The sequence below is a fragment of the Methylobacter sp. sgz302048 genome, assembly GCF_052162025.1.
Classification (GTDB): Bacteria; Pseudomonadota; Gammaproteobacteria; order Methylococcales; family Methylomonadaceae; genus Methylobacter.
In genome coordinates this window covers 404602-426292 of sequence record NZ_CP197401.1, presented here as the reverse complement: position 1 = coordinate 426292, position 21691 = coordinate 404602, and the positions used below count along the sequence as shown (strand labels likewise).

The window sequence follows — 21691 nt, the reverse complement described above, 5'->3', positions numbered from 1 at the left end:
AGGTACATTATGAGCTGCTCTGACAACCAAGCGTGGACCAAAGAAGAGTTTGAAGCCCAACTGCGGGGCATGGAAAGGTATTACCACATTCATCACCCTTATCACACCCTGATGAATGAAGGCAAACTCACTAAAGAACAACTGCAAGGCTGGGTTGCCAACCGTTATTATTACCAGGTCTGCATTCCTATTAAAGACGCCAATATTTTAGCAAACTGCCCGGACCGCGAGACACGCGCACTCTGGGTTCAGCGCATTCTGGACCATGACGGCCACCCTGGCGATCCAGGCGGCATCGAGGCTTGGATACAACTGGGCATAGCGGTCGGCTTGTCGCGCGAAGAAATCACTTCACAAAAATATGTCCTGCCAGGCGTGCGTTTTGCTGTCGATGCCTATGTGAACTTTGCACGCAGAGCTGAATGGCATGAAGCGGCCAGCTCATCGCTGACTGAGCTGTTTGCGCCCAAAATTCATCAGCAACGCCTCGACAACTGGCCTGAGCATTATCCCTGGGTAGAAAAAGAAGGTTATACCTATTTCCGCAAGCGCCTGACAGAAGCGCGGCGCGATGTCGAGCATGGTTTGGCAATCACGTTGGACTGGTATAAAACCCGCGAGCAACAAGAACGCATGATCCAAATCCTGAAGTTTAAACTGGATGTGCTCTGGACCATGGCCGATGCGATGTATATGGCCTACATTAATAATATGCCGCCATACTATAATATTGAAGCATAAGAGCTATTAACTTATTTTCACCGCAGAAGCACAGAAAAAGCACTTAATGTTGAAAATTCTGTGTCCTCTGCGGCTTTTCAGGGTAATGACGAGATAATTTCCCATTCTCCTTCTCATGACCCACCACTACCGAACGATCATAATGACTATCAATCCCGATCTCCCTTTCAAGTTTTCACCCCTGCACCGTCTGCAATGGGAAGAAGCCCAGCAGAAAGATGTTATTCTCTATCCGGAAGGCATGGTGGAACTTAACCAGAGTTCTGCGGAAATACTGAAATTGTGCGACGGCACGCGCAATCTCACCCAAATCGTAGCCGAACTGGAACAGAAATTCGCCACGACGGGTCTTACCAAAGATATCACTACTTTTCTGGAAATCGCTTTAAAAAATGGCTGGATTCAACAAAACTAAGATTACGCCGCCCCGCTGGCTGCTGGCGGAACTCACTTATGCCTGTCCGCTACAATGCCCTTACTGCTCCAATCCGATCGACTACGCGAAGCATCAGTCCGAACTGGCGACGGAAGACTGGAAACGCGTACTGACGCAGGCTCGCAAAATGGGCGCGGTGCAACTGGGCTTTTCGGGCGGCGAACCGCTGACTCGCAAAGACCTTACCGAACTGGTCAGGCATGCGCGGGAACTGGGCTATTATTCCAACTTGATCACTTCCGGCTACGGATTGTCCGAAGAAAAAATCATCCAGCTTAAGGAAGCGGGGCTCGATCATATCCAGGTCAGCATTCAAGCCAGTACGCAGGAATTGAGCGACCATCTGGCCGGCACGGAGTCCTATCAGCATAAAAAAGAAGTTGCGCGCCTGGTCAAGAAACACGGCTATCCAATGGTGCTGTGCGTGGTCATCCATCGAGAAAATATCCATCAAATGCCACAAATACTGGAGATGGCTGAAGAGCTCGGCGCTGACTACCTGGAACTGGCCAATACACAGTATTACGGCTGGGCCCATGTCAACCGTGACTTACTGTTGCCTACCAAAGAACAATTCGAGCAGGCCGAACAAATCGCCCAGGCTTTTAAAGAAAAAGTCGCCGGCAAAATGAAAATCTACTATGTGGTACCGGATTTTTACGAAGATCGCCCCAAAGCCTGCATGAACGGCTGGGGCACGACATTCCTGACGATCGCCCCGGATGGCGTCGCGCTGCCTTGCCACTCTGCGCGCGAACTGCCGGGCCTTGATTGCCCTAATGTCAAAGAATACAGCATCGAGCAGATCTGGAACGAATCGAAAGCGTTCAATTTCTTCCGCGGCTTTGAATGGATGAAAGAACCCTGCCGCAGCTGCGATGAGAAGGAAAAAGACTTCGGCGGCTGTCGCTGTCAGGCCTATCTGTTATCGGGCGACATGTACAATGCCGATCCGGTCTGCAGCAAATCGCCAGACCATGCCGTCATTCAACAGGCAATCGATTCGGCCAGAGCCAGCACCTTATCCGCTGATGAGAAACCGCTGATTTTCCGTAACAGCAAAAACTCACGGATCTTGTCATAAAAAACTGCACATTGTAGGGCCGAATTCGCCTGGAGCGCCTACTGTTGGCATTCGGCCCCAAACAAACTGCCAGCCTGCATTAAAGCTACAGCCCCTGCCAGGGCTCATACAATCCTTCCACATTGACGCCGAACATATCCAGGACCCGGCCCACGGCTTCATCAACCATCGCCGCCAGCGAGTCCGTTTTGCTATAAAAAGCCGGCATCGGCGGAAAGATAATGCCGCCCATTTCAGTCACAACAGCCATATTGCGAATATGCACCAGATTCAGCGGCGTCTCCCTGGGCATGACCACAAGCCGCCGTCGTTCTTTTAATACCACATCGGCCCCGCGCGAGATCAGGTTGTCGCCGAAACCATGCGCGACCGCAGCCAGCGTTTTCATCGAACAGGGCGCAATAACCATGCCTTCCGTTTTAAAGCCGCCGCTGGCGATACTGGCGGCAATATCATCGATGCCATGCGTCACATCGGCCAGCTCATACAATTCCGATCGCCCCATATCCAGCTCGTGTTTCAGATTCACGAGACCGGCTGATGAAATCACCAGATGCGTTTCCCAGTCGTCCTGCCGCTGCAGCACCTGCAGCATTCTTACACCATAGATCGCGCCGGTAGCGCCGGTCATGGCGATAATCAAACGTTTTTTATTCATGTCTGTTCAGTTTAAAGACCTGCTTCTCAGCAAACTTATTGGTCGCGGAAACCAGCGCATCGATCATTTCTTCGCCCTGAGCGACATGCCCGGCATTGGGCAGAACGATATATTCAGCCTCAGGCAATGCCTGATGCAGCCTCATGCCAGCCTCCATAGGGCATACCAAGTCATTACGACCATGAATGATCACGGTTGGAATCGGGTGTAACCTGTCACAGTTCTCCAGAATCTGGTTCTCGCAGATAAAATAACGATTGCGAGCATAGTGCATTTCCATGCTCACCTGTTTGACCATTTTTTCCGTAACATGCTCGGATTCCTGGCCAGGCTGATAATCCTTGCCTAGCGCCACCTGCCCGCTCCAGGCCATCCATTCCTTTGTGACACGGCGTTTTGCTACCTCATCATCACCCCATAATACATCGCATATCCCTTGTATCGGATTTTTACGGCTCGGCTCGGGGATGCTTTCAAGCAGATGCTGCCATTGCTCGGGATAAATCAACCCGGCGCCTGATTTGGCGAACCAATCTAGATCTTGCTGTCTTGCCAGAAACACGCCGCGGATCATCATGCCCATCACTTTATCGACATGCTGCTGGGCATACAGCAATGCCAGCGCACCACCCCAGGAACCGCCAAACAACAGCCATTGCTCAATGCTAAGCCGTTTGCGGATACGCTCCATGTCATCGATTAAATCCTGCGTAGTATTGCCTTCCAGCTCACCGAACGGCAAAGACTGGCCGCAGCCGCGCTGGTCAAAAAGGATAATGCGGTATTTTTTTGGATTGAAAAAGCGTCGGTGGTCAGGCTTGGTCCCGGAGCACGGCCCGCCGTGCAAAAAAATTACGGGCAGACCGTCTGGATTGCCGGATTGTTCTACATAAACGGAATGCTTACCGCCGGTGTCCAAAAAAAATGTTTGGTAAGGCAGGATTTCAGGATAAAGGGTTTTCATGGCTATAGCTTCAATCTCGATCGGCTCCACAGGCAAACAAAGAAGCCTGAAAACACTATTTTACCTTGCTCCTTCACATTGTACCTCTCCATTAATTTTTTCAGGCATAAAAAAAGGGAGGGGTTGAGCCCCTCCCTTTTATCAGATTGGCTTTTAAACGTTTAGTTTAGAAACCGATACCGAGATAACCACCAGCAGTCAAGCCATTAACCTGAACGCCATCAACATCGCCAGGCGCATAGTGGTAACGCGCATCAGCACCGATGAAGATATCTTTCCATATTCTGTAATCAGCACCAGCACCGAACTGCATACCTGGAGTTAATACGGTAATTGCATCGGATGGAGGGCTGATAATGCTCAATTCAAAACCGACTGGAATAACCCATGGACGGAAAGCGCTGCCTTGCATGAACTTGATTTTTGGTGAAGCAGTCAACCTTAACATGTTAACAGTTGCTTGCTCAGTGTTGCCGGCAGGTAGAGGAAAACCTAATGAATCCAGTACTGCTGTTTCCTGAGGAGATAAGCCATTAGGTTTATTTTTGGCGAATTCCGTGTAATCAAACATCAACTCAGCCAACACTTGAGTACTGTCCAACATACCCCAGACATTGTCAGTCAAGCTGAAATCAAAGCCCGCGCCAAAGTAAAAACCATCTTTATCAGCAATCGGACCCACTGCTACGCCATCCCGGCTTGAGCCGACACCTGTAACAACAGTAGGATCAAGTGTGCCGCCTCTGTCGTTATTCTGATGTGCATAACCGCCACGGAAGAACAGAGTGTTATCGTGGTGTTTTTCTGCTACAGGGTGAGCCTTCTGAGATGCCATCCATTGATCCAGTTCCTGAACCTTTGCTGAATCTGCAGAAGGACGGGCTGCTTCAGATCTGACGCGATCCAGTTCAGCCTGCATGGACTGCATCATCTGTTGCATCTGGTTCATTTGGGCCTCTAACGCCTCAGTTCTGCTGTTGGCGCTCTCAGCAACACGCTGCGCTTTAGAGTGAGCGGCTGCCTGTGGAGAAACCAGAGCACCCGCCATAGTTAAAGTTGCTGTAGCGATACCCAGCGCTAATTTAGTTTTTGTAAATGTCATTGTTCCCCCTCGTGAGGTGGTTGTTATTTCTTATTAAATTTGCCTTCTTACAACAAAGCCTTTTTCACAGCCTAAATATAGCAGTAAAACTGATTCCCCACAAGTTTTAACGTCATTTTTTTAATAAATAAAAATCGTTAAAAATCAAAAAGTAATAAAAAAATATTTATTTTATTTATTGACTTGTCTGGAAAAAGCAACAGATTTGTCTCAATGTATCCTCTTAAGTTCGAGTTAATTTTCTACTGTGCTGCGCAATTTTTTGGGTAAGTTATAATGCAAATATTTATTATCAGAAGCATTTTTGCTTCTCTATATACTTTTACCTTATGAACAAAATCACGGATATTACTATTATAGGCGGCGGTGTTATCGGCCTTTTAACAGCTCGCGAATTTTTCCACGCCGGCGCTACAGTGACCGTTATCGAAAAAAACCGGATCGGTCAGGAATCTTCATGGGCTGGCGGAGGAATTTTGCTGCCGCTTTATCCATGGCGCCAGCCGGATGCGATTACCCGTCTGGTCATACAAAGCCTGAGCTTGTATCCTGTGCTGGCTTCGCAACTGAAAGCCGAAACCCAGATAGACCCGGAATGGAACCCATGCGGACTGCTGATGGCAAAAAATCCTGATATTACAGCCGCCACCGACTGGTGCCGCACTAACGGCGTCCGTTTTGAGCCAGCCAGCGCCGATTTTTTTAATCTGATCAATACGCAGCCTGAAAATCCGCTCTGGCTGCCTGAAATTGCACAGGCGCGCAACCCCCGCCTGGTCAAATCATTAAAGCAGGATCTGATCAACAAAGGCGTCCGCCTGATTGAGCAGTGCGAGCTAAAAAACGTTACCCAGGAACAAAACCGTATTACCGCCATCGCCACCAGCGCCGGCCGGTTCACCGTCAATCAATTGATTATTTGCGCAGGCGCCTGGACCGGACAACTGTTTCGTCAGTTTTTTCCGTCTATTGGCCATGCGCCGAAAATTGCGCCTGTCAAAGGTCAAATGCTGCTGTTCGACGCCAAGCCGGACACACTGCCCTATATGGTGCTGGACGAAGACCAATACCTGATTCCGCGCCTGGACGGAAAAATCCTGGCGGGCAGCACCGTGGAACAGGATGGCTTCAATAAAACCACGACGATGGAAGCCAGAAACCGGTTGGAAAGCTTCGCAATAAACTTGCTGCCCGCACTTAAAAAGTATCCAGTGATAAACCATTGGGCCGGCTTAAGGCCGGGCACTGAGCATGGCATACCCTATATCGATAAACACCCTGAAATAGTCAATTTAAGCCTGAATGCCGGCCATTTCAGGAACGGACTGGCGATGGGGCCGGCATCGGCGCAACTGATGGTTGATCTGATCCTGGATCGACCTGCAGCCGTATCGCCAGAGCCTTACAAATTATCGAGCCCACATTAACCAAAAAATCATTCTACAGATTTTTATTAAACCTATTTGCCCGAAGCGCTAACACATCCTATGAATCTTTATCCCCTGCTCCGACCGCTGTTATTTTCGCTTGATCCGGAAACCGCTCATGAAGTCACACTGAAACTGTTAAATACGGCATATGCATCCGGTTTATCGAAACTGATCTATCCGTCTATCGAAGATAAGCCGGTCACGGTCATGGGACTGGAATTCAAAAATCCTGTCGGTCTGGCGGCAGGCCTGGACAAGAATGGCGACTATCTGGACAGTTTGGCCGCTTTAGGCTTCGGCTTTGTGGAAATAGGCACCGTGACGCCGAGGCCGCAACCCGGCAATCCGAAGCCGCGGCTGTTCAGGTTGCCCGAACACCAGGCCATCATAAACCGCATGGGCTTTAACAATCATGGCATCGAGCATTTGCTGGCGCAGGTGAAACAAAGCCGTTATACCGGCATACTGGGCATTAATATCGGCAAGAATTTCGACACGCCGATTGAAAGCGCCGCCGACGATTATCTGATCGGCTTGCGCAAAGCCTATAACTCGGCTAGTTACATCACGATCAATATTTCGTCTCCGAACACGAAGAATCTGCGCCAACTGCAGCAAGGCGACGAGATCAAAAGCCTGATTTCCGCATTAAAGGAAGAACAGCTCAAGCTGCGACAGGAACACGGCAGATACGTGCCTTTGGTGCTGAAAATCGCACCGGACCTGACGACCGATGAAATCGGCCATATTGCCCGGCTGCTGCTGGCATTTGAAATCGACGGCGTTATCGCCACCAATACCACTATTGCGCGCGATGCGATTGCAGGCCATCCGTTGGCGCATGAAACTGGCGGATTGAGCGGCGCGCCGGTCAAGGGCAAATCAACTGCAGTCGTGCGCGAACTGGCCGCCGAACTGAACGACCGCTGCCCGATTATAGCGGCCGGGGGCATTTTGAGTGCGGCCGATGCACAAGAGAAAATAGCGGCAGGCGCGAGTCTGGTACAGATATACAGCGGTCTTATCTATAAAGGACCACAATTGATAGAGGATATTGTAAAAAGCCTTTGATCCGAACAGGGCGATAAGTACATCGCCCTGTCAGTCCAATGGTTTATTGCCCGGCGATAGACAGGCGTTCAACGAGTATTGAACCGGTCCGGATATTGCCGCGGTAATCGACATCATTGCCGATGGCCACAATATTCTTGAACATGTCTTTCAGATTGCCGGCAATCGTGATTTCCTCGACCGGATATTGTATTTCTCCGTTTTCGACCCAGAATCCGGCGGCGCCGCGTGAGTAATCGCCCGTCACCATATTGATGCCCTGCCCCATCAGCTCGGTCACCAGCAAGCCAGTATGCAGTTGCTTCAGCATGCCTTGATAATCGTGTTCGCCGGGGTCTATCGTTAAATTGTGCACGCCGCCGGCATTGCCGGTACTGCGCATGTCAAGCTTGCGGGCTGAATAAGTGCTTAGCACATAGCCGCGCAGAATGCCTCCGCTGACAATATCACGCGTTTGAGTAGCGACGCCTTCGCCGTCATAGTTGGCGCTGCCCAGAGCGCCTTTTAAATGCGGCTGCTCGTGAATACGGATAAATTCCGGAAAAACCTGCGTATCAAGCGCATCCAGCAGGAATGATGATTTGCGGTACAAATTGCCGCCGCTGACCGCACTGATAAACGAGCCCAGAAGACCTGAAGCCACCTCAGCCGCATACATGACCGAGCATTGCCGGGTGCTCAGGCTGCGCGCCTGCAAGCGCCGCAGAGCCCGTTCCGCGGATTTTCTGCCGACATCCACGGCCGGCTCGAGATTATGCGCATCCCTGGCTACCGTATACCAGTAATCGCGCTGCATGCTGTCGCCGCGCTGCGCCAATACCGAACAGCTCAGCGAGTGGCGGGTCGAGGCATAACCTTGCAGAAAGCCCAGTGTATTGCCCATGACCCGGATGCCTTGATGGGTATTGACCGAGGCGCCTTCGGAATTGCTGATTTCCGCATGATAACCGCGGGCGGCATTTTCGCACTCGATAGCCAGCGCGATGGCTTCATCAGCGCGTAAATCCCACGGATGATTAAGATCCAGATCCGGAAACTCGGTCGCCAACTGTTCTTTCTCGGGCAAGCCGGCATATTCGTCTTCGCTGGTATAGCGGGCAATACTGCAAGCCGCGCTGACGGTCTCTTTGATCGATGCCGGCGACAGATCCGACGAGCTGGCAGAACCTTTTCGCTGGCCGAAGTACACGGTTACGCCAAGCCCCTGGTCGCGATGATGCTCTATCGTTTCGACATCGCCAAGGCGAGCCGTTACGGATAAGCCGCTTTCCTGGCTCAAGCCGGCCTCGGCCGCGCTGGCTCCCTGATTTTTAGCCTCATCCAGTATGGACTGAACAATCGTTTTTAATCGGCTGATTTCTTCCTGGGTCTGCAACATATTCTCTTAAGCTATTGTTGTTTAGGTTTAAGCGCCCAAAAGTGCCATCTGTATTCGCCGCAAAGAATACGAGATGCTTTCGTGACCTTCGCGGCCGCTATAAATTCAAATCGTTTATCTAAACGTTGGTGCCGCCGACAGTCAGCCCGTCGATTTTCAGCGTAGGCTGGCCGACGCCGACCGGTACGCTCTGGCCGTCCTTGCCGCAGGTGCCGACGCCGCTGTCCAGCTCCAGATCGGTGCCCACCATCGATACCTTGGTCAGCACATCGGGGCCGTTGCCGATCAGGGTCGCGCCTTTAACTGCCTGCATGATTTTTCCATCTTCGATCAGATAGGCTTCGCTGGCTGAAAATACGAACTTGCCGGACGTGATGTCGACCTGGCCGCCGCCGAAATTCTTCGCGTAGAGGCCTTTTTTGACCGATCGTATGATTTCTTCGGGATCATGGGGCCCTGGCAGCATGTAGGTATTGGTCATGCGCGGCATCGGCAGATTCGCGTAGGACTCGCGGCGGCCGTTGCCGGTTGGCTTGACGCCCATCAGGCGGGCGTTGAGCTTATCCTGCATATAGCCTCTCAGAATGCCGTTTTCAATCAATACGGTTTTTTCGGTCGGCGTACCTTCATCATCGATGCTCAATGAGCCGCGCCGGTTTGGCAGCGTGCCGTCATCGACGACGGTGCATAAATCGGAGGCGACGCGCTGACCGACCCGGCCGCTGAATGCGGATGTGCCTTTGCGATTGAAATCGCCTTCCAGGCCGTGCCCTATCGCTTCATGAAGCAGAATGCCTGGCCAGCCCGGCCCCAGCACGACGGTCATGTTCCCGGCCGGCGCCTCGACCGCATCCAGATTGACCAGCGCTTGTCTGACCGCCTCTCTGCCGTATTCGAGCGCCTTGTCCTGGTCGATGAATCCGCTGTAATCGCTGCGCGCGCCACCGCCCATGCTGCCCTGTTCGCGGCGGCCGTTTGCCTGTACGATCACGGTGACATTCATGCGCACCAACGGCCGGACATCGGCCGCCAGCGAGCCGTCCTGATTGGCGACCAGAATACTGTCATGGACGCCGACCAGGCTGACGATGACTTCTTCAATGCGGCTGTCCAGCTTGCGGGTTTCAATGTCGACTCTGCGCAGCAAATCGATCTTTTGCTGATCAGCCAGGGATTTTAACGGGTTCAGCGGCGCATAGTAGAGCGGCCATTCAGCCGCTTTCACGATGCCGACTTTCGCTTCCTGCCCTTGCCGGACGATGGCTTTAACATTGTTAGCCGCCTCCAGCAGTACCGGCAGTTCAATCCGGTCACTGTAGGCAAAACCGGTTTTCTCGCCCGATACGGCGCGCACGCCGGCGCCTTGCGCAATGTTATGGCTGCCTTCTTTGATGATGCCGCCTTCCATGATCCAGGATTCGAAATGGCTGGACTGAAAATAAATGTCCGCCGCATCAACCGGCGCGCTGAGCAGCTGGCTCATGATTTTTTCGATATCGCCATCCTGTATGCCGGCCGGCGTCAGAATCGATTGTCGTGCAAGATTTAATAGTTCCATAGAAAAATTTAAATTAGTGTTAATTGCGCAACAGATAGTTCCGGGCGCTATTCTTTTATCAGATCATCGCGCAGGGTTTCATGCAATGACTTCAGCAGTCTCTCAGCACCATCGGCTGGTCTGTCCTCATCCGGTGCGCTGTCGGGTTTGGGTTTATCTACCGCTTCAGCACTTATTGCCGTTTCACCGTCCCTGTCTTCCAGCTTTAGCAGATAATCTTCTTTGGCATAATCGTCTTTGAAAAATGAGAAAGTGCTTTCAGGATCATAATCGTCAGGATCAAAGGTCAGATAATAAGCCTTTAACTCCCGGTTACGGTCTGCAACTTCAATATCCTGTTGTTTTAAGGCTTGAGCAAGCGTGCTCCAGGCCACGTCGAAAGGCTGCTTGATGATCAACAACGGTGAATTGGAATCGGCCATATAGACTTTAGTTCCCAGGCCGGTTTTAGCTTCTCCTTCCGATTCAGCGCTATCAGGCTCTGCGCTGCTATCGGCTCCTTTTTGCTCCCCGGCAGGCCTGTTGCTGATCAGCGTCGGCGGTTTTTCAAGCATGGAAGTATCACTGTATCGAACCTCTTCCGTCGTTCCGCAGGAAACCAAGGTTGCAGCCAGCAATACAGCAGGAATAAAGTTTTTGAAGATTATTTGCATAAACGGGTATTTTTAAAAGAAACGACGATGACTCAGCGCCGGAAATGCACTGCGGACTCTTTCCAGGCGGCCCCGATCAATATCGGCGCAAACGAAACCGCCGCCGGTTTTATAGCAATCCAGCACAACGCCCCATGGGTCGATGATCATACTGTGCCCAAAGGTCTTGCGGCCATTCAGATGAAAACCGCCCTGATTCGGTGCGATGACATAACACAGGTTTTCTATCGCCCGCGCGCGCAGCAATATTTCCCAATGCGCAGCGCCTGTTTCGGCGGTAAACGCGGAGGGGATCACCAGTATTTCCATGCCTTGCTCAACCATCTTGCGGAAAAACTCAGGGAAGCGAAGATCATAACAGACCGCCACGCCGAGCTTGCCGAAAGGCGTATCGATGACCAAAGGCTCGGAGCCGCATTCAATGCTATCCGATTCGCGGTAAACCTCGCTCGTGCCCGGCACATTCACATCGAACAGGTGCACCTTGTCATAACGCGCCACTCGCTCGCCCTGATCATTATAAATAAGGCAGGCTGCCCGCACTTTATTTTCATTGTCGGCAGCCAGTGGAATAGTGCCGCCGACTACCCATACTCCGTATTTTTTAGCGACCGAAGATAAAAAATTCTGGATAGGACCGGAACCGTCAGGTTCTTTCGCGTTGAGCTTATCTGATTCATGCTCCCCCATCAGGGCAAAATTTTCCGGCAGGACAACGAGTTTTGCACCGGCTTTTGCCGCCTCGCCAATCAGCTTGTCGGCTTCCAGCAGATTAGCGCTGATACTGGGACTTGATGCCATTTGTATGGCCGCACATTTATTCATATTGATTCTCTTTATTATCCTCGCGTTGCTCTAACCAGGGAAAGTCAGTAATGCCGTTCCAGGTTTTCTGCAACAGACCATCGTTTTCATGCAGCGGAATAATCTCCGCATTTCTCCATTCGCCTTTCACGCGATACTGCGAACCGAAGAAGAAGCCTTCTTTATCTTCACCGGTCAGCGAGCGCGCGACCAAGCCGGCTATTTTTCCCACAATTGTACCAGCAATAGGCACGGCCTCAGAACTTTTAGGCACTACATTAACATTCTGGTCAATGGTTCCATTGACTAGATCCGTATCCCCGCGGATCGTGATCTTTGCCGGCACGGCATCGACAATCAGGTCATGCGTATTAGCCAAGCCGTCCAATAAATCAAAGTGACCTTTGATGCTGTTAAATGTCAGCCCTTCCTCATACACATCACTAAAATCAAGCTGTATGCGCTTGACCCATTGAGCCATAGCCAGCATGCCCAGCACGCGGCCGAATCCCGGCTCTATACTCAAAATTCGTCCGTTTTTTAAATTGACATCAACCTGTCCATTAAGGCCCGCCAACGAGAATTGAAACGGCGCGCCCTGCCAACGCAGGTCATAATGCATGACCCCGCTGGTTTCGGTCATGTCGTCCGTAACGCCGAGTCTGGCGAGCAGCCGGCCCCAGTGCGGTGTTTCCAGCCGTCCTATTATCTGCGACTCATGCTGTCTCCAGGTGCCAGACAAGGTCAATTTTTCATCCGCTCCTAGCAGTTCCACGCGCTTAAAACGGATGCCTTCCGGTATCCGCTCAGTCTCCAGCAGCAACTGCCCGAGATTGGTCGAATGCCACAGCGTTTCCCGGCTCGTGATATTCAATAAAGGTACTTGTTCAGACCGCACGACTGCTCCCTCGAGCCTGAGCTGCCTTAGGGCCGAAATGTCCAGCACATCCATATTCAACTTAATGCTGTCACCACCTTTTGGACTTACGGGAACCTGGAGGTTTCCTCTAGCGAATGAGCTGCTGATATCGCCGGCCCAATAATCGCCATTACGCTTTAGCGCCAGATCGAAAACACCCAGCTCGGTTTTTTTCCAGACGCCCCGATCGCTGTGAATTTTTATTTCCCTGATATCGCTCGTTGCACCGGCGTCATTCTCCTGGCCCTGAGCGGCTGCCGCCGATAGACTCAACCATTCCGGCAAGTCCAGCCGGTCTCTGTTGATTTCCAGTTCAAGTCCGGCTTCCCGAGGCAGAGTTGCCTCGCCGGCTCCGACCAGAACATGGCCAGAATGGATACGCTGCTGCTTCGCATTCAAGCTGATGGCCGCCTTCAATTTATTGTCGTAATTCAATTGTATCGGCAATAACGCTTCGTCCGTCAACTCAAACCTCAGCGATAGCGGCCTTTCCTGTCCGGCGCTTTTAGCCAAAGTATCAGGCAGATCCAGCGCTATCCCGGCCAATGTAGATTGAACCGTCAAGTCGGGCTTATTGTCGCCATAAGGCAAGCGCAGCTGCAGCTGATAATCGGTCTCCCCTTCGGCAATATCCCACCAGGGCATTTTGAATTGCGCTTGCAAATCATCCACGCCGGCATGTCCAGATACATTGATCATAGTCTGGCTGTCATCGCTATTCATGTTAATCCGAATAGCATGGCCTAACGCAGCCGCGTGGACCGTATCGCTATAAAGCCCTTGTTCATTGAATTTCAGAGCGCCGGAAATGCCTTTTACCGGCAGATCCAGCGAATTTACGGTCAGCTGGGCATTGTTCAGCTGCGCCGTTCCGTCGACTTTGGCATCAACTGTGTCAATCAAAGGAATCTGCAAATCCAGCGCCACCTCGGTATTTCCGGCCGGCGTAATGACATCCTGCAAGGCATCGAACGTCGAATGCAACGGCGTCTGTTGCATAAAGCCCAGGATTTGGCCGATTTCACCGGCCACTTGCCCCTTGATCTGTAAATAATCGCTTTCCTGCATCGATGTAATTGCCACTTGCGCCTGTTTAATCGAGGCTTTATCGCTTCGTCCTTGCTTCACGTCGACAAGCAGGCCGTCTTTCAGAAACAACACGTCCGCTGCCATGTCGGTTATGTGCGGCCATTCCGGATGATAAGCCAGTTCCGCCTGCTCAGCCTCAAACAGGGTTTCAAAGACGCCGTTGCCGTCTTTGAACGGGAAATCGCCGGGGTTTCCGTAAAACAACATGCCGCCTTTTTTTATGCGGCCGCCGATAAAGGCATGATCCAGCCAGTCAACGACCGACTTTCCCATAATACCTACCGGCAGATAATGTTTGGCCTGACTGATGTCATGCCCGAGAAATGCACTCTGCAGATCCATGAAAACCTGTCCATCGGCTTTGGGAATGGCTATGCGCAATCGATTCTCGCTCTGAAAATCAGCATTATCAAGCCGGATCATCGAACTGGTCAGAATCCAGTCGGATTCTGTTTGCCGCCAATTTATAACCCCGTTTAGACTGTCGATAGACAGCGCGTTGCGGAACAGCTCCGGTGATGTCAGCAGCGCCCGCTCAGTCATCAAGCGCACAATGCCGCCTTGCTCGGTGCCTCTTATGTGGCCGGCCAGATTCTCCAGCCCCGGAATCGATGGTTGCGGGGCCATGCTTATGCCGGCAAAGCGGCCGTTAATGGCAAAATGACCCGCCTGCAGATCGGCAAACGCGGAAAAGTTCTCGAGCAAGCCTCTTAGCCGGGCTTGCGCCAGCGCCTTTGACTGCTGATCCGATAAAGGCGCAAAAAAGCCGAGAACGCCGGACGCTTCGTGCAAATCCAGCTGTTCGACAAATACGGCAAGTTTTCGCGATAAGTTGTCCTCAGTAAAATCACCCGATACGCTGAAGTCGGCGGCCGGCCACTTTTTGCTGGCGCCATTAGGGGCATCGACTGTTTCCAGCCAGAAATCCTTGACATCAAGACGCCACTGATTGTCTTTGGCCTGCCATTGAAACCGGGTCCTCAGCCTATCGACAGGAAAGGCGCCCTTGCCTTTGCGGGCAAGCTTCGCTCGTTGAATTTGCGCCTCGCCGATAACCGATACAGGCTGGGAGTTTTGCCATTTCGCCCAGGCCTTAAAATCGGCAATACCGGAATCGATCTGCATATCCAACGGCAGGCCGAATTTATCCCATTCGGCCAGTTTTATCCGGCTGCCTTCAATAAAAGCTGTGCCATGAAGATTGGTAGATTCAAAAACGTTACTTTCCAAATCCATCGACACTTTCAACGCATCGCCATACTGCGGCGGCAGCTTCATAAGCATATTAATGCGATGATGTTTGGCATCGGCAGCATTGATGATCGCCAGATCCACGTCATTAAATATCAGAGGCTGGCTGTGATTTCTTTCATCCTGCCAGCTGATTTCGCTGCGTAAAACCTCGTATTTGCCGCCCTCCATCAGCCATAACGGCTGCCCGTCGCTGGCTTTCAGTCCGACAATGGCAAAACTCCCGTCAGGTTTACGTATAACGGTCAGCTTGGCGCCGACCAGCGTGACCCATGAAGAAGACAGCAATTGCCTGTTAATCAGCATATCGAGCAAATTGATGCCCAGGCGTATTTCTTTAAACTGGATGGGCGGTTTCTTATGCGTGCCCGGCGACAGAATAGTGATATCTTCGAGCAGCAATTCAGGGCTGAATCCGCGCATCTTTGCACCTAATCGGCCTATTTCGACCGGCGCACCGACGAGCTCTTCGATATTGCTTGCCAGATTGGATTTATAACTCTCGATCCCGGACAATAATAAACGCACGCCGCTCAAACTTACGGCTATAGCGATCAAGGACCAGAAAATAAGATGCCGCGTTGCCCGCGTAAGATGATAAATTACAAAAACAGGCACAATGTTGAAAGTTCTGCTGTTGATATGCTGCGCTTTATAAAAGCGGTGTTAGTCTTTTTGGGGTGAATGAAACCGGCCTATGGTCTATTTTAAAGCAACACCACATCATACTGCTCCTGATTGTATTCTGCTTCCGCTCGGAATTTGATCTGCACGCCCAGGAACGCCTCCAGTTCGGCCAGCATATCGGCTTCTTCATCGAGCAGCATTTCCACGACTTCATTGGAAGCCAGCACCAGCAACTGCTGGACTTTATATTGTCTGACCTCTCGGATGATTTCCCGGAATATTTCCAGGCACATGGATTCGGCCGTTTTCAGAACGCCGCGTCCGCCGCAGGCCTTGCAGGGCTCGCAGAGCACATGCTCGAGGCTTTCGCGGGTTCTTTTGCGCGTCATTTCCACGAGCCCCAGCACCGACACTTCGGTGATTTTGGTCTTGGCATGGTCTTTTTCCAGATGGCGCTCGAGTGCCTGCAAAACCTGCTTCTTATGATCTTCGCTTTGCATATCGATAAAATCGATAATGATGATGCCGCCCAGATTCCTCAGCCTGAGCTGACGCGAAATCGTCTGAGCCGCTTCCAGATTGGTCTTAAAAATGGTCTCTTCCAGATTGCGGCCGCCGACATAACCGCCGGTATTGACATCGACCGTCGTCATCGCTTCAGTCTGGTCGAACACCAGATGCCCTCCCGATTTCAATTTGACTTTGCGCTCCAGCGCCTTTTGAATTTCGTCCTCGACACTGTAAATATCGAAAACCGGGCATTCGCCGGTGTAATGCTCGATGACCGGCACCATTTCCGGCACGAACACTTCAGCGAATTCGAGCAAGCGATGGTAGGTTTCTTTGGAATCCACGCGGACCCGCTCAATGCCTTCTTTGTATAAATCCCTTAAAGTCCTGACGCTGAGCGGCAAATCCTTGTGAATGAACTGTTTGGGCTTGGCCGTGGCGATTTTGGCCAAAATCGATTCCCATAATTTCAGCAAAAACGTCATGTCGGAAAACAATATAGCTTCTTCCACGCACTCCGCCGCTGTTCTGGCGATAAAACCGCCGCAGTCGTGCTCCCGCCGAAAGGAATCAATGCACGCGCGCAGCCGAGCCCGTTCGGTTTCGCACTCAATGCGCTGAGATACGCCGGAATTGTTGGCATAAGGCATGTATACCTGATAGCGCGAAGGAATTGATATCTCCGTCGTCAAGCGCGCGCCTTTGGTGCCGATGGGATCTTTGACGACCTGTACGACGATGTGCTGGCCCTCGTGCAGATAATGCTCGATATTTTCCGAACGTTTTTTTTCCAGTTCCCTGCTGCACAAATCGGAGATATGCAGAAATGCGGCCCGAGGCAGGCCGATATCGACAAACGCCGCCTGCATGCCGGGCAGCACTCTGCACACTTCGCCTTTATAAATATTGCCGACCAGTCCTATCTGTCGGCTTCTTTCAATGATCAGTTCCTGCAAAACGCCATTTTCGATGACGGCAACGCGTGTCTCGGGAGGTGTAACATTGATTAAAATTTCTTCACTCATTTAAATAGCTCTATTCCTTGTTTAGCTAATAATTCGGCCGTTTCAAACAAAGGCAAGCCGACCACACCGGAAAAGCTTCCTTTTATAGATGCCACAAATATTCCTCCCATCCCTTGAATGGCATAACTTCCGGCTTTATCGGCCGGCTCGCCGCTATGCCAATAGGCCAGCATTTCCTGCTCCGTTAGCGGTCTGAAAGTGACGTCAGTAATGCTGACAGCCTGCCAGTGTTCGCGCCCTCTGAGCGAAATTGCGCTATAGACTTGATGGGTTCTGCCCGACAACTGCGTCAACATGGCGATCGCATCCTGCTGATTTTTTGGCTTTCCCATAATCAAATCATCCAATACCACAGCCGTATCGGCCGCCAGAACCGGTATGCTGGTTCCCACTTGCGCGGCACAGGCAGCCGACTTTTCCGCCGCCACACGCTTCACATAATCCAACGGCAATTCATTGATGTGTGGTGTCTCATCAAGGTCAATCGGATTAACCGCATAAGTGACCTTGATTTGATCAAGCAGTTCCTTTCGGCGGGGCGAAGCTGAAGCAAGAATAAGCTGTACAGTCATTATCGATGATAAGGGTGATTGTGAAGAATGCTCCAGGCACGATAAATCTGCTCGGCCACGATAATCCGCACCAGGGGGTGAGGAAATGTCAGCTTTGAAAGGCTCCAGGATTCCCTGGCCATTTGCTTGGCGGCATCGGCCAGACCTTCCGGCCCGCCGACCAGCAGGGCAATGTTCTGCCCGCCTTCCAGCCAGCGCTTCATGGCCTGCGCCAGTTCGGGAGTCGTCCAGGGCTTTCCGGGAATATCCAGGGTCACGATATGCGCCCCTTGAGGGATGGCTGCCAGCATGCGTTCGCCTTCTTCTTTGACGATTCTGGCCACATCGCTGTTCTTCCCTCGTTTACCCGGCGCTATCTCTTTAAGCACAAGCTCACATTCACGCGGCAGGCGCTTGGCATACTCATCATATCCCTGCTGCACCCAGCCGGGCATACGGTTTCCTACTGAAATCAGATTTATTTGCATGCGGTGCAGAATACAGAGGTCACGGTTTTGATGCAATGCAGCCTGATAGACAAAATCAGCCATTCAATAAAAATACTGGTCGATCATCAGGCGCATACTGGCGAAAAATGATACGGCCTGAAGCTTAACCATTCAGTCGTATCAACTGTTAGCGCAAATGCTATAGTGTAGCCTTTATGGCTCCGTTTTTGCTTAATTTTTTAACTGATGATGCACAGTTGTAGAGGCGATTTTAATCGCCTTGGGCGAATGAATTCGCCCCTACAGGGCATTCTACAAGTCGGGAAGTATTTCCAACCGAATCCTTAGCAAGTTCTCTTCCGGTGTTTTCTTACGGCATAAGAACGGACGTCGACAGTTTTTTATTCACGGTATCAAAAAACTGGCGACCACGACTAAAAACAGCGAAATAGCCGCATTGCCAATAATGGGACACCGAAGCAATTTCGGCCAATATGATTTGAAGAATATAACCTGCTCTCCATTCGACGGCAGGCAGGCTTCAGATGAAAAGCGCTCAGACTCTGAGCCGAATAAGAATAAAAAAATCTAGCTGATTTGCTATACGATGCTAAACATCAAGAACTCAAGCGGCCTGAACGGGAATGGCATGAGAGGAACGCAGAACTTCGTTCTTTTCATTGAAATAGACCAGCGTAGGTTTGTAATTTGCCAGCTCTTTTTGATCCAAAATAGCATAAGCGCAAACAATAATCAGATCGCCAGGGCAGGCCATTCGAGCCGCCGCCCCATTAACGGAAAACAACCCCGAACCTTCTTCCGCGCGAATGGCATAGGTAGTAAAGCGGGCACCGTTATTAACATTGTAAATCTGTATCTGCTCGTATTCCCGAATGCCTGCGAGATCAAGAATATTGCCATCGATTGCACAGGAACCTTCATAGCCCAATTCCGAGTGGGTTACCGTTGCTCTGTGTAATTTCGCTTTAAGCATTGTAAGTTGCATATTAAAAACAATGTAAATATTTTTAAGAACTACCCATTATGCATTAATTGCATAATGGCTTCAACTTTTTAGATATTAAAAATCTAATGATGTCCAGTATTTTCCATCATTGCATAAAGCATGTCGAGTTGCGCCAGAAATAAAGAATTCGAGCAAATACGCAGCAATTCAAAAAAATAATCGCCCTTAATTTTATTTGGAAAAATAGATATTATCAATCAACCGGGTTCTACCCAGCTTTGCCGCTGACAGTATAACCAAATCCTTATCCGCTGTTTCCGCTTTTTTTAGATCGCTGCTGCGGCATATGGAAAAATAGTCTGGTTGAAAGCCGGCTTCGCGCAAAGACAGCATCGCCTGCGCCTCTATATCCGCATAAGCCTGCTTGCCGGATAAAACGGCATCACGCGCCGAGCATAAGGATTCATAGAGTTTAGGCGCCACCTTTATTTCTTCCGTGGATAAATAACCGTTTCTGGAACTCATCGCCAAACCGCTGGGCTCCCGCACCGTATCTACGCCGATAATTTCCACCGGAAAATTCAGATCCCTGACCATGGTCCGTATCACGGCCAACTGCTGAAAATCCTTTAACCCGAATAAGGCAATATCCGGCTGCACCAAATTAAATAACTTGCAGACGACTGTCGCCACGCCGTTAAAATGCCCAGGCCTGGACGCTCCGCAATGCAGTTCGGAAAGCCCCGCTACCGATACGACCGTTTTGGCATCAGGCATATACATTTCCGAAACAGGAGGCAGAAACAGCAGATCTGCGCCGACAGTCTCGAGTTTTTCCTGATCTTCCCGTTCAGTGCGCGGATACGTTTCAAAATCCTCACCCGCACCGAATTGAGTGGGATTGACGAAAATGCTGACCACCACGCGATCGGCTTTTTGCCGGGCCTCGCTGACCAATTTCAAGTGACCTGCATGCAGGTTGCCCATGGTCGGCACAAAGGCGATGCGCTCACCGGCCGAGCGCCAGCCAGCGATGGCTTTGCGCAGTTCAGATGCTAAAGTAACTTTCTGCATAATTTAAAAACTGTGTTCGGATGCTGGAAACTGCGACTGTTTGACGGCTGAATGATAAGCGGCGATAGCCTGCCCGATATCAGCGGCATCCTGCATGAAATTCTTCGAAAATCGCGGCCGCTTGCTGACGCCGATATTGAGCATGTCATAAAGCACCAGCACCTGCCCGTCGCAGTCGATACCGGCTCCGATGCCTATGACGGGGATAGTCAGCTGAGTGCTGACGTCCTTGGCCAACTCGGCAGGTACGCATTCCAGAACCAGCAATCCCGCCCCCGCTTGTTCCAGCTGATGCGCATCGGCAATTATTTTTTCGGCCTCGAGGCGCTCTTTGCCCTGCACTTTATAATCGCCTAATTGATTGATGGATTGCGGCAATAAACCTAAATGTCCACAGACCGGAATACCCTGATCGACCAGAAAACGGACACAGTCAATGCGCGCCCCTTCGAGCTTGACCATTTGCGCACCGCCGGCCTGCATCAGACGGGCAGCGTTTTCGGCCGCCATAAGCGGCGTGGCATAACTCATAAAAGGCAGATCGGCGATAACGAACGCCCGTCGCCTGACATGACTGACGCAACGGGTATGGTAAACCATGTCATCCATAGTGACCGGCAAAGTGGTAGTACCCCCCTGGATAACCATGCCCAAGGAATCCCCCACCAGCATCACATCGATACCAATACTGTCGATCAGCGTGCTGAAACTGGCATCGTAGGCAGTCAGGCAACTAATTTTTTCACCACATCGCTTCATCGCAACCAGATCATTGATTGATAATGGCTTTACCGTGGATAACGAGGAATATTGAGTCATCTCAAGCCAACCGTTTCAGGCCATTTAAAGGACAGTTTTTAACCAGCTCCGCGATATGGCCTTTGCCCGGCACCAATAGTTCCTTCGCAATTTCATACAAGGGATATAGCACAAAGGCTCGCTCGGCGATGCCTACATGCGGAACGGTCAACTCAGGCAGATCAATTTGCTGCTGGCCATAAACCAGCAAGTCCAGATCCAGCGTCCTGGCGCCCCAGCGCTCACCTTTGCGCACTCGGCCGTGCTCATGCTCAATACGCTGCAGGTTTCTCAGCAAATCCATGGCCGACAAGACCGTAGTGACGGCCATAACAGCATTGACATAATCAGGCTGATCCTGCGGCCCCATCGGCGAACTATGGTACAGGCTCGAAAAGGCAAGCTCTTCAACACCCGCCAAGCCGGCAATTGCTGCGTGCGCCGATTGAATTTGCTCTGCCGGGTTTTCAAGGTTGCTGCCCAAGCCTATGTAAGCGATAACCTGGTCCTTGCCTGAGTTTTTCATAGCTGAACTCATTTCAAACCAAACAC

The 21691-nt window shown here is 51.2% G+C and carries 20 protein-coding genes; 5 read left to right on the top strand and 15 right to left on the bottom strand.

Annotation, left to right across the window (positions count from 1 at the left end; translation table 11 throughout):
- Window positions 1-9 precede the first annotated feature (9 nt).
- The 3 genes from pqqC (at window position 10) to pqqE (ending at window position 2261) form a co-directional block, all read left to right on the top strand.
- Window positions 10-741, top strand: coding sequence for a pyrroloquinoline-quinone synthase PqqC (gene pqqC, locus ACTNE6_RS02055; RefSeq protein ID WP_442498455.1), 732 nt, complete (start codon window positions 10-12; stop codon window positions 739-741).
- Between the two features lie 142 nt (window positions 742-883).
- The gene (pqqD, locus tag ACTNE6_RS02050) at window positions 884-1156 is read left to right on the top strand and encodes a pyrroloquinoline quinone biosynthesis peptide chaperone PqqD (protein WP_434482357.1); all 273 of its coding nucleotides are present in this window, start codon (window positions 884-886) and stop codon (window positions 1154-1156) included.
- Window positions 1134-2261 (top strand): pyrroloquinoline quinone biosynthesis protein PqqE, encoded by a 1128-nt coding sequence (pqqE, locus tag ACTNE6_RS02045; protein ID WP_442498454.1) that lies wholly within the window; start codon window positions 1134-1136, stop codon window positions 2259-2261. Before pqqD ends, pqqE begins: the two co-directional genes overlap by 23 nt.
- An 85-nt stretch (window positions 2262-2346) precedes the next feature.
- On the opposite strand, the gene ACTNE6_RS02040 is transcribed toward pqqE, so the two are convergent.
- The 3 genes from ACTNE6_RS02040 to ACTNE6_RS02030 all read right to left on the bottom strand — a co-directional run bounded on the left by ACTNE6_RS02040 (window position 2347) and on the right by ACTNE6_RS02030 (window position 4985).
- Complete coding sequence (locus tag ACTNE6_RS02040; protein ID WP_442498453.1) at window positions 2347-2919, bottom strand: UbiX family flavin prenyltransferase; 573 nt, start codon at window positions 2917-2919, stop codon at window positions 2347-2349.
- Window positions 2912-3883 (bottom strand): prolyl aminopeptidase, encoded by a 972-nt coding sequence (gene pip / locus ACTNE6_RS02035; protein WP_442498452.1) that lies wholly within the window; start codon window positions 3881-3883, stop codon window positions 2912-2914. The genes ACTNE6_RS02040 and pip overlap by 8 nt, the downstream gene beginning before the upstream one ends.
- 166 nt (window positions 3884-4049) lie before the next feature.
- A complete protein-coding gene (locus ACTNE6_RS02030; RefSeq protein WP_442498451.1) occupies window positions 4050-4985 on the bottom strand; it encodes a porin family protein in 936 nt (311 codons plus the stop codon).
- Window positions 4986-5314: 329 nt separating this feature from the next.
- On the opposite strand from ACTNE6_RS02030, the gene thiO reads away from it, so the two are divergent.
- Together thiO and ACTNE6_RS02020 are read left to right on the top strand one after the other, a co-directional pair.
- Window positions 5315-6412: a glycine oxidase ThiO gene (gene thiO / locus ACTNE6_RS02025; RefSeq protein ID WP_442498450.1), complete on the top strand. Its 1098-nt coding sequence runs from the start codon at window positions 5315-5317 to the stop codon at window positions 6410-6412.
- 60 nt (window positions 6413-6472) lie between these two features.
- Window positions 6473-7486, top strand: a complete 1014-nt coding sequence (locus tag ACTNE6_RS02020) for a quinone-dependent dihydroorotate dehydrogenase (RefSeq protein WP_442498449.1) — start codon at window positions 6473-6475, stop codon at window positions 7484-7486.
- 43 nt (window positions 7487-7529) lie between these two features.
- On the opposite strand, the gene pmbA is transcribed toward ACTNE6_RS02020, so the two are convergent.
- The 12 genes from pmbA to folK form a co-directional block, all read right to left on the bottom strand.
- Window positions 7530-8864, bottom strand: coding sequence for a metalloprotease PmbA (gene pmbA / locus ACTNE6_RS02015; protein WP_442498448.1), 1335 nt, complete (start codon window positions 8862-8864; stop codon window positions 7530-7532).
- 118 nt (window positions 8865-8982) lie between these two features.
- Window positions 8983-10422 carry a metalloprotease TldD gene (gene tldD, locus ACTNE6_RS02010; protein WP_194969221.1) on the bottom strand — a complete coding sequence of 480 codons (1440 nt, stop codon included), beginning with the start codon at window positions 10420-10422 and terminating at the stop codon, window positions 8983-8985.
- A gap of 47 nt (window positions 10423-10469) precedes the next feature.
- Complete coding sequence (gene bamC / locus ACTNE6_RS02005; RefSeq protein ID WP_442498447.1) at window positions 10470-11075, bottom strand: outer membrane protein assembly factor BamC; 606 nt, start codon at window positions 11073-11075, stop codon at window positions 10470-10472.
- Window positions 11076-11087: 12 nt separating this feature from the next.
- Complete coding sequence (locus ACTNE6_RS02000; protein WP_194969223.1) at window positions 11088-11900, bottom strand: carbon-nitrogen hydrolase family protein; 813 nt, start codon at window positions 11898-11900, stop codon at window positions 11088-11090.
- Window positions 11893-15756, bottom strand: coding sequence for a YhdP family protein (locus ACTNE6_RS01995; RefSeq protein ID WP_442498446.1), 3864 nt, complete (start codon window positions 15754-15756; stop codon window positions 11893-11895). Before ACTNE6_RS01995 ends, ACTNE6_RS02000 begins: the two co-directional genes overlap by 8 nt.
- Window positions 15757-15845: 89 nt before the next feature.
- Entirely contained in the window at window positions 15846-17300 is a 1455-nt protein-coding gene (gene rng, locus ACTNE6_RS01990) for a ribonuclease G (protein ID WP_442498445.1), read from the bottom strand.
- Window positions 17297-17872 carry a Maf family protein gene (locus tag ACTNE6_RS01985; RefSeq protein WP_442498444.1) on the bottom strand — a complete coding sequence of 192 codons (576 nt, stop codon included), beginning with the start codon at window positions 17870-17872 and terminating at the stop codon, window positions 17297-17299. Before ACTNE6_RS01985 ends, rng begins: the two co-directional genes overlap by 4 nt.
- The gene (gene rlmH / locus ACTNE6_RS01980; protein ID WP_194969271.1) at window positions 17872-18339 is read right to left on the bottom strand and encodes a 23S rRNA (pseudouridine(1915)-N(3))-methyltransferase RlmH; all 468 of its coding nucleotides are present in this window, start codon (window positions 18337-18339) and stop codon (window positions 17872-17874) included. The genes ACTNE6_RS01985 and rlmH overlap by 1 nt, the downstream gene beginning before the upstream one ends.
- A gap of 586 nt (window positions 18340-18925) precedes the next feature.
- Entirely contained in the window at window positions 18926-19306 is a 381-nt protein-coding gene (gene panD / locus ACTNE6_RS01975; protein ID WP_442498443.1) for an aspartate 1-decarboxylase, read from the bottom strand.
- 192 nt (window positions 19307-19498) lie between these two features.
- The gene (gene panC / locus ACTNE6_RS01970; protein WP_442498442.1) at window positions 19499-20341 is read right to left on the bottom strand and encodes a pantoate--beta-alanine ligase; all 843 of its coding nucleotides are present in this window, start codon (window positions 20339-20341) and stop codon (window positions 19499-19501) included.
- 3 nt (window positions 20342-20344) lie between these two features.
- Entirely contained in the window at window positions 20345-21160 is an 816-nt protein-coding gene (gene panB, locus ACTNE6_RS01965; protein ID WP_442498441.1) for a 3-methyl-2-oxobutanoate hydroxymethyltransferase, read from the bottom strand.
- A gap of 1 nt (window position 21161) precedes the next feature.
- Window positions 21162-21665, bottom strand: coding sequence for a 2-amino-4-hydroxy-6-hydroxymethyldihydropteridine diphosphokinase (gene folK / locus ACTNE6_RS01960; protein WP_442498440.1), 504 nt, complete (start codon window positions 21663-21665; stop codon window positions 21162-21164).
- Between the last annotated feature and the right edge of the window lie 26 nt (window positions 21666-21691).